Origin of the sequence: Hymenobacter lapidiphilus, from assembly GCF_013377885.1 — a bacterium.
In the GTDB taxonomy this organism is placed as follows: Bacteria; Bacteroidota; Bacteroidia; order Cytophagales; family Hymenobacteraceae; genus Hymenobacter; species Hymenobacter lapidiphilus.
On record NZ_JABKAU010000060.1, the window covers coordinates 1 to 15218 of the forward strand.

Annotated in this window: 17 protein-coding genes; 7 read left to right on the forward strand and 10 right to left on the reverse strand. The window is 61.0% G+C overall.

The window, feature by feature from the left end; translation table 11 throughout:
* Nucleotides 1-13: 13 nt before the first annotated feature.
* The 5 genes from HW554_RS19165 to HW554_RS19185 all read right to left on the reverse strand — a co-directional run bounded on the left by HW554_RS19165 (nt 14) and on the right by HW554_RS19185 (nt 4418).
* The gene (locus HW554_RS19165) at nt 14-694 is read right to left on the reverse strand and encodes a sterol desaturase family protein (RefSeq protein WP_176910143.1); all 681 of its coding nucleotides are present in this window, start codon (nt 692-694) and stop codon (nt 14-16) included.
* A gap of 63 nt (nt 695-757) precedes the next feature.
* Nucleotides 758-1279, reverse strand: coding sequence for a shikimate kinase (locus tag HW554_RS19170; RefSeq protein ID WP_176910144.1), 522 nt, complete (start codon nt 1277-1279; stop codon nt 758-760).
* Between the two features lie 189 nt (nt 1280-1468).
* Complete coding sequence (locus HW554_RS19175; RefSeq protein WP_176910145.1) at nt 1469-2527, reverse strand: ABC transporter permease; 1059 nt, start codon at nt 2525-2527, stop codon at nt 1469-1471.
* A gap of 148 nt (nt 2528-2675) precedes the next feature.
* Complete coding sequence (locus tag HW554_RS19180; RefSeq protein ID WP_176910146.1) at nt 2676-3782, reverse strand: BT_3928 family protein; 1107 nt, start codon at nt 3780-3782, stop codon at nt 2676-2678.
* Nucleotides 3783-3872: 90 nt separating this feature from the next.
* Nucleotides 3873-4418, reverse strand: coding sequence for a DUF1599 domain-containing protein (locus HW554_RS19185; protein WP_176910147.1), 546 nt, complete (start codon nt 4416-4418; stop codon nt 3873-3875).
* 210 nt (nt 4419-4628) lie between these two features.
* Here HW554_RS19185 and folP point away from each other — a divergent pair, with 210 nt between their 5' ends.
* Together folP and cdaA are read left to right on the forward strand one after the other, a co-directional pair.
* The gene (gene folP / locus HW554_RS19190) at nt 4629-5510 is read left to right on the forward strand and encodes a dihydropteroate synthase (protein WP_176910148.1); all 882 of its coding nucleotides are present in this window, start codon (nt 4629-4631) and stop codon (nt 5508-5510) included.
* The gene (gene cdaA / locus HW554_RS19195; protein WP_176910149.1) at nt 5507-6346 is read left to right on the forward strand and encodes a diadenylate cyclase CdaA; all 840 of its coding nucleotides are present in this window, start codon (nt 5507-5509) and stop codon (nt 6344-6346) included. Before folP ends, cdaA begins: the two co-directional genes overlap by 4 nt.
* 15 nt (nt 6347-6361) lie before the next feature.
* On the opposite strand, the gene HW554_RS19200 is transcribed toward cdaA, so the two are convergent.
* From HW554_RS19200 to HW554_RS19215, 4 genes are all read right to left on the reverse strand, one after another.
* A complete protein-coding gene (locus tag HW554_RS19200) occupies nt 6362-6790 on the reverse strand; it encodes a hypothetical protein (protein WP_176910150.1) in 429 nt (142 codons plus the stop codon).
* Between the two features lie 158 nt (nt 6791-6948).
* Nucleotides 6949-8145 (reverse strand): glycine C-acetyltransferase, encoded by a 1197-nt coding sequence (gene kbl, locus HW554_RS19205; protein WP_176910151.1) that lies wholly within the window; start codon nt 8143-8145, stop codon nt 6949-6951.
* 203 nt (nt 8146-8348) lie between these two features.
* The gene (locus tag HW554_RS19210) at nt 8349-9452 is read right to left on the reverse strand and encodes a patatin-like phospholipase family protein (protein ID WP_176910152.1); all 1104 of its coding nucleotides are present in this window, start codon (nt 9450-9452) and stop codon (nt 8349-8351) included.
* A gap of 45 nt (nt 9453-9497) precedes the next feature.
* Nucleotides 9498-9935 carry a BLUF domain-containing protein gene (locus HW554_RS19215; protein WP_176910153.1) on the reverse strand — a complete coding sequence of 146 codons (438 nt, stop codon included), beginning with the start codon at nt 9933-9935 and terminating at the stop codon, nt 9498-9500.
* Nucleotides 9936-10095: 160 nt separating this feature from the next.
* Between HW554_RS19215 and HW554_RS19220 the strand changes: the two genes are divergently transcribed.
* The 3 genes from HW554_RS19220 to HW554_RS19230 all read left to right on the forward strand — a co-directional run bounded on the left by HW554_RS19220 (nt 10096) and on the right by HW554_RS19230 (nt 12381).
* Nucleotides 10096-11079, forward strand: a complete 984-nt coding sequence (locus tag HW554_RS19220) for an NAD-dependent epimerase/dehydratase family protein (protein ID WP_176910154.1) — start codon at nt 10096-10098, stop codon at nt 11077-11079.
* 28 nt (nt 11080-11107) lie between these two features.
* Nucleotides 11108-11563: a hypothetical protein gene (locus HW554_RS19225; RefSeq protein WP_176910155.1), complete on the forward strand. Its 456-nt coding sequence runs from the start codon at nt 11108-11110 to the stop codon at nt 11561-11563.
* An 83-nt stretch (nt 11564-11646) separates the two neighbouring features.
* The gene (locus HW554_RS19230; protein WP_176910156.1) at nt 11647-12381 is read left to right on the forward strand and encodes a DUF3891 family protein; all 735 of its coding nucleotides are present in this window, start codon (nt 11647-11649) and stop codon (nt 12379-12381) included.
* Nucleotides 12382-12447: 66 nt separating this feature from the next.
* Here the strand turns inward: HW554_RS19230 and HW554_RS19235 are convergent, their stop codons facing one another.
* Nucleotides 12448-13275 carry a hypothetical protein gene (locus HW554_RS19235; RefSeq protein WP_176910157.1) on the reverse strand — a complete coding sequence of 276 codons (828 nt, stop codon included), beginning with the start codon at nt 13273-13275 and terminating at the stop codon, nt 12448-12450.
* A gap of 169 nt (nt 13276-13444) precedes the next feature.
* Between HW554_RS19235 and HW554_RS19240 the strand changes: the two genes are divergently transcribed.
* Both HW554_RS19240 and HW554_RS19245 read left to right on the forward strand, forming a co-directional pair.
* A complete protein-coding gene (locus HW554_RS19240; RefSeq protein ID WP_176910158.1) occupies nt 13445-14416 on the forward strand; it encodes a YihY/virulence factor BrkB family protein in 972 nt (323 codons plus the stop codon).
* A 53-nt stretch (nt 14417-14469) separates the two neighbouring features.
* Complete coding sequence (locus HW554_RS19245) at nt 14470-15180, forward strand: hypothetical protein (RefSeq protein WP_176910159.1); 711 nt, start codon at nt 14470-14472, stop codon at nt 15178-15180.
* The last annotated feature ends 38 nt before the right edge of the window (nt 15181-15218 follow it).

The following is a 15218-nucleotide window of genomic DNA, read 5'->3' on the forward strand; positions in this document are numbered from 1 at the left end:
GCCAATCAAAATCTTACTTGGCTTTCTTATCAGGCATGGTGCCTACTATGTGGTCCCAGAGGGTGGTGCTGACGCCAAAGGCAATTTCGTCTTGCTTGTAGTGGTGCATGGCATGGTGGTGCCACCAGAATTTGAGGAAGTTTTTCGGTGGGGCATATACGTGCAACGCGTAGTGCACAAACAGGTAGAGCGCATAGCCGAACACGAAACCGGCTAATACCCCGAAACCGGCATTGCCGAGCGTGAAACGGAAGATGAAGAACAGCAGCGACGCCACGAACACCGTCAGGATGGGCGGCATGGCCAGGCGGGTCTTGTCTTTCGGGAACTCGTGGTGTACCCCGTGCATGGTGTACTGAAACTTGGCGCGGGCCGGGGTGCTGGTGTTGAGGTGATACACATAGCGGTGCATCAGGTACTCGGCCAGTGTAAAGAGCAGCCAGCCGCCCAGAAACAGCCCAAAAGCCGACAGGCCCGTCAGCAAGTCGCGGCTGAGGCTGTAGTACAGGCTCACGGCTGCCACCGAAAAGAAGATGGTGAGCGGACCGGCAATATGCGTGTGCGTAAGCCGCTCCAGCGTGGGGTTTTTGAACAGGCGGGCGGAGCCCTTGTGCTTGGGCTTGATGGCGTCGGGCGTTTTGACCGGCGTTACCAGCGGGGCGTTAACTTCCGCGGTTTCGGGGGCAGTATTCATACCAGTAAGCAATAGTGAAGCGCAAAAATACACAAACCCCACGCAAAGACGGGTTTCGCATACCTAAGCAGTAGTAGAATAGCGTGCTACCAGCCGCCGAACGACTTCGGGCGAGCAGGTGGGCGCGGTGCAGCGCAACGGAGCGCGCTCGTAGAACCGCTGCCGGGCGGCTAAGGTTTCACGCAGGCGCACTTCGAGAGCGGCCGCATCGGGCGTGGCGGCCAATAGCGGGCGAACCGAGGCCGCATGCTGCAGGCGGCGCACCAACTCGGGCACCGGTACGGCCAGGTAAAGCGTAAGACCGGTTTCGAGCAGCAACTCCAGGTTTTGGTGGAAGCAGGGCGTACCGCCGCCGGTGGCCAGCACCAGGACCGGATAGCGGGCTACCACGGCACGCAGCGCATCGGCCTCGCACTGGCGGAAGTATTCCTCGCCTTGCCCGACAAACAACTCCGAAATACTGCGCTGCTCCCGCTCCACAATTTCCGCATCGAGGTCAACAAACGGTACCCCGTAGCTCTGGGCCAGGCTCCGCCCCAAAGTGGTTTTACCCGCCCCCGGCATGCCAATCAGATATAGACGCATTTTGTGTGAGGTGGAAAGGGAGCTTTCATTTGAAAAAATGCACGAAGCGCGAAAGCCGGGATCAGGAAGTTACGGAGAAATCAAGCGCACCTACAACCCGCACACTCTTACCTTAGAGGACTACGAATCTGTTCAGAAAATACTCAAAATCAATCAGCATGACGTGCTAACTGGTGTCCTAAACAGCTCCTACCCCAGTTTTACCCGCGGGTCAAGCAAGGCGTAGAAGATGTCGACCACGATATTTACCAGCACGAATAGCGCGGCAATAAACACGGTGGCGCCCATTACCACCGGGAAATCGAGGTTTTCGACGGCCCGCAGCGTGACGGTGCCCAGGCCTTTCCAGTTGAAGATATACTCAATGAAAAAGGCGCCCGCCATGAGCGAGGCCAGCCAGCCCGATACGGCCGTTACCACCGGATTCAGCGCGTTTTTAAGCGCGTGGCCCATCACTACCCGGTACTCCGACAGGCCCTTGGCGCGGGCCGTGCGGATGTAGTCCTGGCTCAGCACGTCGAGCATAGAGGAGCGGGTGAGCTGCACGATGATGGCCAGCGGCCGCACGCCCAGCGCCAGCGCCGGCAGCAACAGATTTTTGAGCACCAGGTGGCGGCCCGTGAAAGGGTCGGTTTCGTAGAGCTGGCCCGTGAGGTTGAGGCCGGTGTAGCTGCTCCAGTAGTAGCCAAACGTGATGGCCACCAGAATACCGGCTACGAAGGAGGGCACCGAAATGCCCAGAATGGAGGTTGAAACCAGCGTGCGGTCGAGCCAAGTGTGGGCCCGCAGCGCGGCCACCATGCCCAGCGCAATGCCCACCACGGTGGCCAGCAGCATGGCGGCCAGCGCCAGCCAGAGCGTGCCGGTAAAATGGTCGAGCAGAATACTGAGCACCTCCTTATTGCTCTGGAAAGAGCGGCGCAGGTAGGGCGCTTTCAGCACCAATGCCCGCTCGGAGCCCAGCGGTAACAGTGTGAAGCCTCCATAGCGGGCCACGCCGGCCGAATCACGCGGGTGCAGACCCAGCGGCGACACATCGTTGAGGTAGCCCAGCAGCTGGCCCGGCAGGGGCTGGTCGAGGCCCAGGTCGGCGGCAATGGCGGCGCGGGTGGCGGCGTCGGAGCGTTGGCCGGCCAGCAGGGCCACTGGGTCGCCGGGCAGCACCTGAAACAGGAAAAATACCGTGCAGGCCACGCCCACCAGCACCAACGCCCCCTGCCACAGCCTGCTCAGGATAAAACGAATCATTGGTTGACACTTAATTGGTAGAGGGCAACTGTCATGCTGAGCGCAGCCGAAGCATCGCTACCGCAATAGTAATTTCCTGATGTCAGAATTAGCATTGCAGTAGCGATGCTTCGGCTGCGCTCAGCATGACAGTTCCTCCCCTTAACCGCTACAACGCTTCTTCCAGCTTGCTGGCATCCGGAATATCGTGGTAGTGATATTTGCTCAGCACCACGCCGTTTTGCAGCAGGATCAGACCGGGGTTGGAGCGGATCATGGACTTGAGCACGGTGGCGTCGGCGAAATAGTAGGTGCCGGACAGGTTTACATCGTGGCGGAAGGCATCGAACTGCTGGGGGCTGCTGCTGGTGATAATCAACGGTTTGATCTGGCTGCGCGACTTGGCGGCGGCTTCGAGCAGCAGGTTAAACTCCTTGAACCGGTCCCGATCGGCGTCGTTCACGTTCTGTATAATCAGCAGCAGCTTGTTGCCGGTCAGTACCTCCTGGGTATGGTCGGTGCCTTCGGCGTCGAAGATGGCAAAATCGGTGATGACGGGACGGCTGGCTTCGGGGTTGAGCACTTCCATGCTCTTGTATTTCCAGGTCGAATCGGTCGGGTAATCGGCAAAAACCTTGCTTTCACCGTTGCGCTCCATCACATACTGGTAGCGGGCCTGCTCGCGGGGCTTCATCAGCTGCCCAATATCGTTGCCCACCTTGTAGGGCAGGAAATCGAAGTAGGGCAAATGGCCCAGCGCCCGCACCCCAATGCCGATAGCCACGGCCGAGGCAATGGTAATGTACATGACGCCCAGCGTGCCGCGGGCAAACACCCGACGCAGGTACCGCTCGTTGAAGAACACCACGGCCCACAGGCCCAGCAGCACCATATCCTTGGCGAACGACTGCCAGGGCGTGAGCTTGATAAAGTCGCCGAAGCAGCCGCAGTCGGTTACTTTGTTGAAAGCGGCCGAGTAGAAGGTGAGGAAGCCGAAAAACACGAGCAGCCCCAGCAGCACCCATAGCGTCTGGCGCAGCATCCAGCGCAGCAGCACGGCCACGCCCAGCACCACTTCCAGGGAGCTGAGCAGGATACTTAGCAGCCGGGTATGCGGGACGAAGAACTTGAAAAACGAGCCAAAGTCGCGCGAGAAAACCTCGAAATACTCCTCCAGCTTCAGGGCCGTGCCCACCGGGTCGTTGAGCTTGATGAGGCCCGAGAAAATAAATACCGCACCCAGCAGCAGCCAGCAGATTCGGGTAAGTTGTTTCATAATGGGGTGTTGGGGTCAGGGGAGTACGCAAAGATGCGGCTTAGATTCGGGTTTGCGTAGGGGCGGGGCTAAGCCCCGCCCCTACGTCGTTCAATCCCCGGAGCCCATTTTGATCAGCACAAATACGGCGTAGTTGAGCATGTCGCGGTAGTTGGCCTCCACCCCTTCCGACACTTTAGTCTGGCCGCCCAGGTCCTCAATCTGTTTGGTGCGATGCAGCTTCATGAGGATGATGTCGGTGATGCTCTCGATGCGCATTTGCCGCCAGGCTTCGCCGTAATCGTGGTTTTTGGCGAACAGCAGCAGCCGGTTTTCTGCTACCTGCTCGTCGTAGGCGCGGGCCACGGCGGCGGCCTCCAGGTCGAGGGGCGCGTCAATCGGCAGCCCTTGCTGCATCAGGGCAATAACGCAGTAGTTGACGATGGCCACGAACTCGTCCTCCACGCCGTCGGCCACCAGCTGGGTGCCTTTTTCCTGAATGCTGCGGATGCGCTGGGCCTTGATGTACAGCTGGTCGGTGATACTGGGCAGGCGCAGGATGCGCCAGGCCGTGCCGTAGTCGTGGGTTTTGGCCAGAAACAGCGTCCGGCACTGCGCAATCACCCGGTCGTATTGCTGCTGAGTTTGATTCTCCAAGTTTTTGCGGCTATTTTGTTGCTGGGGTCTGGGTTAATGGGATTTTACTGGAAGCTGTCATGCTGAGCGAAGTCGAAGCATCTCTACCGCAGTAGTAGACCCAACGCCAGAATTAGCCCTGCGGTAGAGATGCTTCGACTTCGCTCCGACCCTGGCTCAATTCGCCACATGCTCAGCATAACAGCTTTTATTCCTCTCACCCCCAATTCTATGCAAGATATATGCTTTTCACCGGCCCAAACCCTGCGCTGCCCCGGTGGGCGGGTGCTCGATTTGCGCCACCCGCAGGTGATGGGCATCCTCAACCTGACGCCTGACTCGTTCTACGAAGGCAGCCGCGTAGCCTCCGAAACCGAGCTGTTGCGCCGGGCCGAAGCCATGCTGAGCGCCGGAGCCGCCGTGCTCGATCTGGGCAGTTACTCGTCGCGCCCCGGCGCCGAAGACATTTCTATAGAGGAAGAAAAGCGCCGCCTGCTGCCGGCTCTGGAGGCCGTGCGGCGCGCATTTCCTGAGGCGTTTCTGTCGGTCGATACGTTCCGGGCCGCGGTGGCCGTTGAAGCGGTAGCCGCCGGCGCCGACATCCTCAACGACATCAGCGGCGGCACCCTCGACGCCGATATGCTGCCCACCGCCGGCCAGCTGGGGGTACCCTACATTCTGATGCACCTGCGCGGCACGCCCCAGACCATGACCCAGCAAACCCACTACGAAGACGACCTGGTGCTGGAGCTGACCCGTTATTTTCGCGATAAGCTGACCACGCTGCGGACCCACGGCGTAACTGATGTGGTACTCGACCCTGGTTTCGGGTTTGCCAAAACGCCGGCCCAAAGCCACGAGCTGCTGCGGCGGCTGCCCGAGCTGCGCGTGCTTAACCTGCCCATCCTGGCGGGCCTTTCGCGCAAGAGCATGGTGTACAAGCCGCTGGGCCTGCAGCCCGAAGCGGCGCTGGCCGGCACTATTGCCCTCAATACCCTGGCCCTGCGCGGTGGGGCGCGGCTGTTGCGCGTCCACGATGTGGCCGAAGCCGTACAAACTATTCAGCTCGTGTCGAACACCTTTCCGCCCACCCCTACCCCGATTTCCCCGTGATTGGCTCCTTCTCCGTTGGCTTCCTGAGCATCGGCTGGATTGACGTCGTGGACGTACTGCTGGTCACGACGCTGTTTTATCAGCTTTACAAGCTGCTCAGGGGCAGCGTTGCGCTCAAGGTTTTCCTGGGCTTTATGTCGCTCTACCTGTTTTATCTGGTAGTGAAGGCGGCCGGCATGGAGTTGCTCACCAGCATTCTGGGGCAGTTTATGAGCGTGGGCGTGCTGGCCGGCATCATTCTGTTTCAGCAGGAAATCCGGCGGTTTCTGCTTAGCGTGGGCAAGGCTACTTCGTTTGGCAGCCGGCTGCGCATGTTTCCGTGGCGGCGCGAGGCCGGGGCCGACCGCATGAATGTAACGCCCTTCATTGAGGCGGCCAAAAGCCTGTCGGGCAAAGAAACCGGGGCCCTTATTGCCTTTAGCCTGGCCTCCGACCTTAAGTTTTTCGCCGACTCGGGCGACCTGCTCGACGCGGCCGTAAGCAAGCGGCTGCTGCTCAGCATTTTCAACAAAACCAGCCCCCTGCACGACGGGGCCGTTATCATCGCCAACGGCCGCATTAAGGCGGCCCGCTGCATTCTGCCGGTAAGCGAAAACCCCGATGTGCCCGCCTCCATGGGCCTGCGCCACCGCGCCGCCATCGGCCTGACGGAGGTAACCGACGCCGTGGTGCTGGTAGTGAGCGAGGAAACGGGCCAGATTTCGCTGGTACGCGGCGGCGAGGTGTTCCGCAACCTGACGGGCTCCGACCTGCGCGCCCGGCTCAACGAGCTGCTTTTCGATGCCGAAGCCCGGCAGGCTGCCACCCCTGCTGCCGCCGATGCAGCAGCAGCGTAGCGACGCAGTCAGGTTCTATTCTTTCGGCTCTTCGGAGACACGGTCCGGCGCGGTAGGCTCGGTTTTCAGCCACTTGTAGGCGGCTTCCGCATCTAAGAACGTATCGATGAGCGGACGGCTGACATGGACCAGCACGTTGTGCACATCGATACGGGCCTGCAGGTTATCGGGCATCACCCAGGCCGCCGCCACCACGCCGGCATCGGCCACCTGCGGCATAAAATCATTGGCAATCCAGTACGTCAGCTCGCTCCAGCCATCCTCGTCGAGCGTGGAGTCGTTGAGCACCCGGGTGGCCTGCGTGAGCCGGATTTTTTCCAGCACTTCCATAATGCAGGTCTTTTCGTCGCTGGGGTTGTGGGAGCCCCGCCAGAGCAGGTGCAGCCAGTCGTTGGCCTCATCGTAGCTGATAACGAGGCGCGGAGTTTCAAGCAGAGTTTCCATAGCGGGGCAGGCGAGCAGAGGACGGTTGACTTGTCTGAATGTAACATGCGTCCAGCCGAATATTCTCTGTCTTGTTTAGCCACCAAAAAGCAAGCGGGCCCACCGGCTAACAGCCGATGAGCCCGCTTGCTTTTTGGCGAGCCGGGTAGTACCCGGACCTACTTGATAACCTCTAACTCCTTGCCCACCTTGATAAAGGCCGCAATGGCCTGGTCGAGTTGGGCACGGGTGTGGGCGGCGCTTAGCTGCACCCGAATGCGGGCCTGGCCCTTAGGCACTACCGGGAAGTAGAAACCTATCACGTAGATGCCGTTTTCCAGCATTTTGGCCGCGAATTCCTGGCTCAGCTTGGCATCATACAGCATCACGGGCACAATGGGGTGCTCGCCGGGCTTGATGTCGAAGCCGGCAGCCGTCATCTGCTCGCGGAAGTACGTGGTGTTCTCTTCGAGCTGGTCGCGCAGCGCGGTGCTTTCGGTGAGCAGCTCCAGCACGCGCAGGCTGGCGCCCACAATGGCCGGGGCCAGCGTGTTGCTGAACAGGTAGGGACGGCTACGCTGGCGCAGCATCTCGATGATTTCTTTGCGGCCCGTGGTGAAGCCGCCCATGGCACCGCCCAAGGCCTTGCCCAACGTGCCGGTGATGATGTCGACGCGGCCCATTACGCCCCGCATTTCGTGGGCGCCGCGGCCGGTTTTGCCCAAAAAGCCGGTGCTGTGGCACTCATCTACCATCACCAGGGCTTCGTACTTGTCGGCCAGGTCGCAGATTTTATCGAGCTGGGCAATAGTGCCGTCCATCGAGAATGAGCCGTCCGTTACAATGATGCGGTGGCGGCTGCCCTTGGCTACGGCGTCCTGGAGCTGCTTTTCCAGTTCGGCCATGTCGTTGTGGACGTAGCGGTAGCGCTGGGCCTTGCACAGGCGCACGCCGTCAATAATGGAGGCGTGGTTGAGGGCGTCGGAAATGATGGCGTCCTGCTCGTTGAACAGGGGCTCGAATACGCCGCCATTAGCGTCGAAGGCCGCCGCGTACAGAATCGTGTCTTCGGTCCCCAGAAACTCGGCCAGCTTGGCTTCCAGTTGCTTATGGATGTCCTGGGTGCCGCAAATAAAGCGCACCGACGACAGGCCGTAGCCATGCGAGTCGATGGTATGCTTAGCGGCCTCAATCACGGCCGGGTGCGACGAGAGGCCCAGGTAGTTGTTGGCGCAGAAGTTGAGCACATCGTCGGCCTCCTGGGTATCAATTTCGGCGCCCTGGGGCGAGGTAATCACGCGCTCCTGCTTGTAAAGGCCGGCGTCTTTAATTTCCTGGAGTTGCTGCTGAAGGTCGGGCTGAAGAGTAGTATACATGCGGTGGGATGGTAGAATGAATGAGTGGCCGTAAAGATACGGAAGCAGAATGGGGTGGCGGTGGGACCCAAGGCTATCGGCACGCTGTAGGGGCGGGGCTTGCCCCCGCCCGCCGTCAGGACGGCATGCCTGCCATCGGTTGCAACGATATCCGTTTAACGGCGGGCGGGGACAAGCCCCGCCCCTACAACGTGCTGATAGCCTTAATTCCCCCGCCCCAAAAACTCCTGTACCCCGTTTCGGCCGCTGTCCATGAGCTGCTGCTTCTGCTCGGCCGAGAGCCGCTTGATTTTCGGGTTGAAGCCCACGGTACTGATACTGACGGTGCGGGGCCAGTCGGAGGCGTAGGTGGGGTTGAGGTTTTCGAGGGCTACCGTGTAAAGTGCCCCGATATAGGAGCCCAAATCCTGGATGGCGTAGGGAGCCAGCCGGGCCCGGCCGCCGGGTTGCGTATCAACTGCTACCTGCTCGGGACGGTCGAGGCGCAGGCCCAGGGTTTCGGGGTTGCGAAAGGTGGCGGAATCCGGGCGGGCGGCGGCTCCTGGGCCGGCGGGCGCGGTTGTCAGGTAGCGCGGCTGGTCGAACAGGTCGAGCGGGTAGTTGGCCAGCAGGCCGCCATCGACCAGCACTTCCACGGCCTGGCCTTTGGCGGGCTGGGCCACCACCTGGCCGGTAGCGGCATCGAGCAGCACGGCCCGAAAATACAGCGGGATACTCATGCTGATGCGCACGGCGTCGGCTACGCGCAGGTTGGGGTGGGTTTCGTAGCTGAACACCTGCCGGCACTGGCGGGTGAGGTTGGTGCCGGTGGTGTACAGGTCGCGGTAACGGGTGGGCTGCTGCTGGGCCAGCGCGTGCAATTCGCCCAGCGTGAGGTTGGGGCGCTGGGTCTGGCGGCCCACCAGCCCGGCCAGCAGCTCCGTAAAAGCGTCGCCCCGGTACCAGCCGTACTGTTTCAGCAGCCGGCGGCCACCCCCGAAAAAAATGTACTGCCCATCGTTGAGCCGCTGAATGGGCAGCTCATTTACAATGCTGATAATCTCGGCCGGCGCGTAGCCCACGGCCAGCAGCGCCGCCTGAATGGCCCCGGCCGATGTGCCCCCGACCCGCCGTAGCTCCGTCAGGCGGCCCTGCTGCTCCAGCTCGGCCAGCGCCCCGCCGTAGGCAATGCCCCGAATGCCGCCGCCCTCCATTACGAGGTTACGGTACACGGTTGGCCGGGCCGGCGCCTGAGCTCGGGCGGCCGGGCTACCGGCACTTAGCAGCGGCAGCAGCAGCAGTAAGATCTGCAGATTTAGTCGCATCATCCGGCCAAAATAAGGCCGCGACACCGATTCAAAGCTGGCCCTCTCCTACCCGTCTATGGCTACGCCCCGGGCAAAGCCGCGCAGTAGCTCCCACAGCTCGCCGGGGGGGTGGGCCGCGAAGCCGGGCGACTGGGCCAGCGGCAGAAATCCGGTGGTCTGCTGCAGCTCGGCCGGGCTTACCGGGGCATATGCCATGCGCCAGTCGGGGAAGGCGCGGGCGGCCACCGGCGTGTAGCTGAGCGTGTGCACATCGGTGTGGCGCGGGTCCTGCTGAATTCGGCCGTAGAGCTGGCTCAGGGCCGGCTCGGGGCCTTCGAGCACCTGCAGAAACTGCCCGTCCACGTAGAGCAGCATCCCGGTGAGGTAGTTGGCCTGGTTATGGGTGCGGGCTTTAACTAGCAGCACTTCCAGCGCGGCGGCACAGAAAGGTGGCGTAGCCAGGCTTTGGTAAACCAGCCGAAACAGGGAGTTGGGTGAAACCATGGATGGTAAAATTCCATTTTTCAATTGATAGTTCCAAACCAGTGGCAGACCGTGCGCCGGGTGGGGGCCGGCAGTGGCACGGACGGGCAGCAAAGCCCTTATCTTTACGGCACTTCCCTCACCCGAAGTTTCCTCGTTTCCCACCCGCTTTATTTTCTCCATGAGCATTTCTGCCACCCCCAGCGGCGACACCATTCTCGTTATCGGTGCCGGCGGCCAGCTGGGCCTCGAACTCACCCAGGAACTGCGTCGCCTCTACGGCGCCTCAAACGTAGTGGCCGCCGACGTGCGTCAGCCCAAAGACGCCGAGCTGGCCCAGGCCGGCCCCTTCGAGCTGCTCGACGTGCTCGATCAGCCGCGTCTGACCGAGGTGATGCGCCGCTACAAGCCCGCTCAGGTGTACCACTTGGCGGCGCTGCTTTCGGCCACGGCCGAGCAGCAGCCTAAGTTTGGTTGGCGGCTGAACATGGACGGCCTGTTTAATGTGCTCGATGCCTCCGTAGAGCTGGGCGTGCGCCAGGTGTACTGGCCCAGCTCCATTGCCGTATTCGGGCCCGACACCCCGCGCGAGAATACGCCTCAACTCACCACCATGAACCCCAACACGGTGTATGGCATCAGCAAGCTGGCCGGCGAGCAGTGGGGCGAGTGGTATTTCCGTAAGCACGGCCTCGATATCCGCAGCCTGCGCTACCCCGGCCTGATTGGCTACAAGAGCCTGCCCGGCGGCGGCACCACCGACTACGCCGTGGACATTTACCACAAGGCCGTGGCCGGCGAGGCGTTCGAGTGCTTCCTGAAAGAAGGCACCTACCTGCCGATGATGTACATGCCCGACGCGCTCAAAGCCACGCTCGACCTCATGCACGCCCCCGCCGACCAGCTGACGGTGCGCAGTTCCTACAACCTGGGAGCCATGAGCTTCAGCCCCGCCGAAATCGTGGCCAGCATCCGCCGCCACTACCCCGATTTCCAGGTGAGCTACCGCCCCGACCAGCGCCAGGCCATTGCCGATTCCTGGCCCGCCAGCATCGACGACACCCAGGCCCGCCGCGACTGGAACTGGCAGCCCGACTTCGACCTCGACAAGATGACCGACGACATGCTGCTGCACCTCAAGCAGATGCAGCCGGCGGCGCTGTAGTGGATGCTCCAGCTTCTCGGCGGCTCATATGGGCCTTGAAACTATTGGCGGTTGGCTGCTCAACCTGCTCATTTTTGCCATTCAGGGGGTTATGGTGTACGGCTTTGGCCGGCTGCTGTACGTGGGGGGCGGCATCACCATTCCCAACCCGTTTCAGCCCGGCTGGCCCACTCTGTACGCGGCTTACCGGGTCGAACAGGGCATACCCCGCATGGAATCTATTTCGACCCTCATCGGCATGGTTACCTACCGCGACCTGGTGGATATTGGCTTCGATGAGCACGATTTGCTGCTGCGCAAGAATTTTATGGGCACCAAAATCGTCCGTATTCCTTACGCTGATATCCGCGTGATTCAGCTCCCGAAGGAGAATACGGTGCTGCGCATTAAAGTGCGGACCGACGGCATTTTTACGATGGGGGGCGTGAAAGTTTCGCTGCAAAATAAGCAGGCCACGACGCTGCTGGCATGCCTGGGCCAGTAAGCGAGCCGGCAGCCCAACCCGCTGCCGGCTATTGCGTTCTGAAGCGGAGGCCAACCATCCATAACCTCCGCTTTCTGCCCCCAATGATTGTTAATTACGTACCCGAGGGCTGGCAGCTAATCTACCAGCAGGCCCACGCGCTGCTGGCGGCCCAGCTGCTGCACCAGTGGCCCGCCAACCTGCTACCGCCCGACCAGTGGGTGGGCTTGCTGGCCGCCGCCGCCCAGCACGACGACGAGCAGCCCACCTGGACCGGCCACTACGGCCTGACGCCCGCCGGCGCGCCCGCCAACTTCACAATGCAGCCTTTCTCGCTGGAGCAGGCTACCGGCGTGCTGCGGGCCGCCCGTTTCCAGGGCCGCTGGCGTAGCCTGCTTACCAGCATGCACCTCAGCACGCTTTATGAAAACCTACGGGGCCAGAAAAAGGAAATCGACACCTTTTTAAATGAGCAGAAAGCCAGCCAGCAACGTTGGCGGCGCGAGCTTCAGCTCAAAAAGGCCGACGCCGACCACGCCTACGCTCTGCTGCACTGGTGCGACCGGCTAAGCCTGATTTTGTGCCGCCACGAAATCCCGGAGATGGGCCGGGCCCTCGAAATCTATCAGGGTCCCCACGGCCACACCCACACCGTTTCCCAGCCCACACCCGATGGGCCGTTGCACGTCAGCCCCTGGCCTTTCCGCGAACCGCAGTTCGATGTGAGCGTCGAAGTCAGCACGCTTCACCAGCTGCAGTTTAAAACCGACGCCGAACTGTCGGGTGCCCTGAACGAGGCCCCGGTTACCACGTTGCGCTGGGAACTGGCAAAGGGTTGAACGCTGTAGGGGCGGGGCTTGTCCCCGCCCCTACAGCGTGCTGGCAAACCACTGGCACTCTCTAACTTACAGTTTCTCTACCGATTTGGGATTCTGCATAAGGCCGGCGGGTACGGTAGTCGAAGCCGAAACGTGGCCCAGGCCGCGTCCGTCTTTGCCGTCCGAGCGGTCGGTGGCCAGCAGGATGGGGCCGTACTGCTGGTAGCCCGTCCAGCGGCGGCGGAAGGCGGGTTGCGCGTCGGTGGCTTTGGGGAAGTAGGCCCACTCCTCGACCAGCTTGGTCTGGGGGTCGATGAGCACTTCGTACTTGTTGTCGGGCGTTACGCCCACGTTCTTAAACGTCATGTTGAGCACCTCGGCGGGCTGGCCGCTCATAAGCTGGCCGGGGCCTTTGTAGGTCAGCGTCACACCCGAATCCTTGAGCTTGAAGGGCATCAGCAGCCACCACGAGTTGTTCACCCAAATCGGATACATGCGGCTGAGCAGCTTCTGGCCCTCGGGCGAAGCCGAAATATCCTGGCCGGCGCGGAACACCTGGCCCTGCTTGGTACCGAGGTTATAGAGGGCCACGGTACTGTCCTTCTGCCAGCGGAAGTCGCCCGTCTGCTTGTCCCAGAGCTGGTACGAGCCGTCGAGAAAGTCCCAACCCAGCAGGCGGGTTTGCTGCCAGGCCCCGTAGCCGCCCATTTTTTCCATCACCTGGTCGGCCAGGGTCAAGGCGCGGGCGTCGGAGCCGGCCGCATCGAAGCCCTCGGCGGCCGGATACGCGCCGTTGGCCGCAACGGTAGGCAGCGGCGAGCCGGATTTGGCCGTGGTAGTGGTAGCCGACTGGGGCTGGCAGGCCGTGACGGCCGTGCCCAGGGTCAGCAGCAGCAGGACAGGAATGTTGCGCATGGTTTTGAATGGTTAAGAACCGACGAAGATATTGAAACAGCCCGCACCAACCCACCTATTGCGGCCGGTTGGCCGGGCAAAGCAGTACCCTTTCGGTGGCGGCAACCGAACGCCCGGCCAAATACTGCCGTACTAGCAAGCTGCACACTCTTTTTGTTTTTCTGTTTACATGGCCTATCACTACCGCTTTTCCGACATCATTGCTGTATTAAAATCGTCGGCCAGTGCTTTCTTAGCGAACAACTCCTTCCGCCACGCGGCGGCGTTGTCTTATTATACCATCTTTTCTCTGCCGCCGCTGCTGCTTATTGTCATCACGGTGGCCAGTGCGGCTTACGGCGGCGAGGCCGTAACAGGCCAGCTCTACGGTCAGCTACGCGGACTGATCGGGCCGGATTCAGCGGAGTTTCTGCAGAATAGTATCACCGAGTTTACCGTCAAGCAACAGGGGATGGTGTCCACCGTTATCGGGTTAGGCACGCTTATTTTTGCCTCCACTACGTTCTTCGTAACGCTGCAGGAGAGCATCAACGATATCTGGAACCTGAAGGTAAAAACCGAAGGTGTGGGTATCGGGCAGTTTCTTAAGCAGCGCTTCCTGTCCTTTGGCTTGATTTTGAGCGTGGCACTGCTGCTGCTGGTTTCGTTTGTTATCAGCGCCGTGCTCAGCGTATTCACCGACCAGCTGCGGGAGTGGTTCCCGGCCATTGGGGTGTTCGCCATCAAGGTAGTCGATCTGCTGCTTTCCATCGGCATCACTACGCTGCTGTTCGCCCTCATCTACCGCTTTCTGCCCGATGCCATCATCCGCTGGCAGGATGTGGGCGTAGGCGCCTTTATCACGGCGTTGCTGTTCGTGCTGGGCAAGTTTCTGATTGCTTTCTACATCGCCAAAGCCAGCCCCGGCTCGGCCTTCGGAGCGGCTGGCTCGGCCATCGTACTGCTCGTCTGGATCAACTACTCCTCGCTGATCGTGTTTTTCGGGGCCGAATTCACCCAGGAATTCGCCGACGCCTTCGGCCAGAAAGTACAGCCCAAGGCCCACGCCGTGCGCATCGAAACCCGCGAAATCCCCAAAGGCGAAAGTGCGGCCGAAAAAGCCACCGGCCGTCCGCCCGCCCAGGGCAAATGGCAGGGGTAAGCGCGCTGCAACCAGCTGCCACACAGCCGGGTTTTTAGCGTACTTTCGGCACCATGAAAAATACTATACGCCGGGTTATTGTCCTGTTTATTTTCGTTGCTGCCCCTTTGTTCGGCCGCGCCCAAACCACCTCTTCCGCCGCCGCCGACAGCGTTACCCAGCAGCGGCTGATCCAGCAGGTAAGCGCCGATATGTGTCGGCGACTGGAAGTTGAGAACCAGAAAAACCCCCTCAGCAAGCTGTCGAAAACCGAAGCCGAGCAGCTATTTTCGCGGCTGTTTTTGCAGGCAGCAGCCAGCAACGACGAACTGGCCACGTTTCTGACCAAAATAGGCGAGCAAGGGGCACGGGAGCAGGGCGAGCAGTTGGGCCGCCAAGTGGGCCTGCTGATGATGCGCGAGTGCCCCGTGGGCCAGCAGCTGTTTATGCGCTTGGGCGGCGAGCAGGTGAGTCAGCAGCAAGGAATGCGCCCCGAGGAAACCAAGCTATTACAACCTATTGCCACGGCCATGTGCCGCGACCTTACTCCCCGGGTAGCCGAGCTCCGGAAGCTTCCCCTGGCCAAGCGCATGGAGATACTAACCGATGTGATGGGCAAGAACCTCAAACCACACGCCAAGCAACTCAGCCAGCTTTACGGAGCCGATATTTTCCTCAACAAAGAAGGCATGGAAAAGCTGGGAACCAAAATTGCGGCCCTAATGGCTCCGCAGTGTCCCGAGGTGCTGGTGCTCTTCACCGACTTCGATAAAATTGACCGTTAACAAACTCTACATAAACCAAGCTGCGGAAGGCGTGGGGC

Coding starts and splice junctions, on each gene's coding strand:
- HW554_RS19230 (WP_176910156.1), top strand. CDS start 11,647: ATGATTGTTAATTACGTACCCGAGGGCTGGCAGCTAATCTACCAGCAG.
- HW554_RS19170 (WP_176910144.1), bottom strand. CDS start 1,279: ATGCGTCTATATCTGATTGGCATGCCGGGGGCGGGTAAAACCACTTTG.
- HW554_RS19225 (WP_176910155.1), top strand. CDS start 11,108: ATGGGCCTTGAAACTATTGGCGGTTGGCTGCTCAACCTGCTCATTTTT.
- HW554_RS19220 (WP_176910154.1), top strand. CDS start 10,096: ATGAGCATTTCTGCCACCCCCAGCGGCGACACCATTCTCGTTATCGGT.
- HW554_RS19245 (WP_176910159.1), top strand. CDS start 14,470: ATGAAAAATACTATACGCCGGGTTATTGTCCTGTTTATTTTCGTTGCT.
- HW554_RS19200 (WP_176910150.1), bottom strand. CDS start 6,790: ATGGAAACTCTGCTTGAAACTCCGCGCCTCGTTATCAGCTACGATGAG.
- HW554_RS19210 (WP_176910152.1), bottom strand. CDS start 9,452: ATGATGCGACTAAATCTGCAGATCTTACTGCTGCTGCTGCCGCTGCTA.
- HW554_RS19215 (WP_176910153.1), bottom strand. CDS start 9,935: ATGGTTTCACCCAACTCCCTGTTTCGGCTGGTTTACCAAAGCCTGGCT.
- HW554_RS19175 (WP_176910145.1), bottom strand. CDS start 2,527: ATGATTCGTTTTATCCTGAGCAGGCTGTGGCAGGGGGCGTTGGTGCTG.
- kbl (WP_176910151.1), bottom strand. CDS start 8,145: ATGTATACTACTCTTCAGCCCGACCTTCAGCAGCAACTCCAGGAAATT.
- HW554_RS19240 (WP_176910158.1), top strand. CDS start 13,445: ATGGCCTATCACTACCGCTTTTCCGACATCATTGCTGTATTAAAATCG.
- HW554_RS19180 (WP_176910146.1), bottom strand. CDS start 3,782: ATGAAACAACTTACCCGAATCTGCTGGCTGCTGCTGGGTGCGGTATTT.
- HW554_RS19235 (WP_176910157.1), bottom strand. CDS start 13,275: ATGCGCAACATTCCTGTCCTGCTGCTGCTGACCCTGGGCACGGCCGTC.
- HW554_RS19165 (WP_176910143.1), bottom strand. CDS start 694: ATGAATACTGCCCCCGAAACCGCGGAAGTTAACGCCCCGCTGGTAACG.
- folP (WP_176910148.1), top strand. CDS start 4,629: ATGCAAGATATATGCTTTTCACCGGCCCAAACCCTGCGCTGCCCCGGT.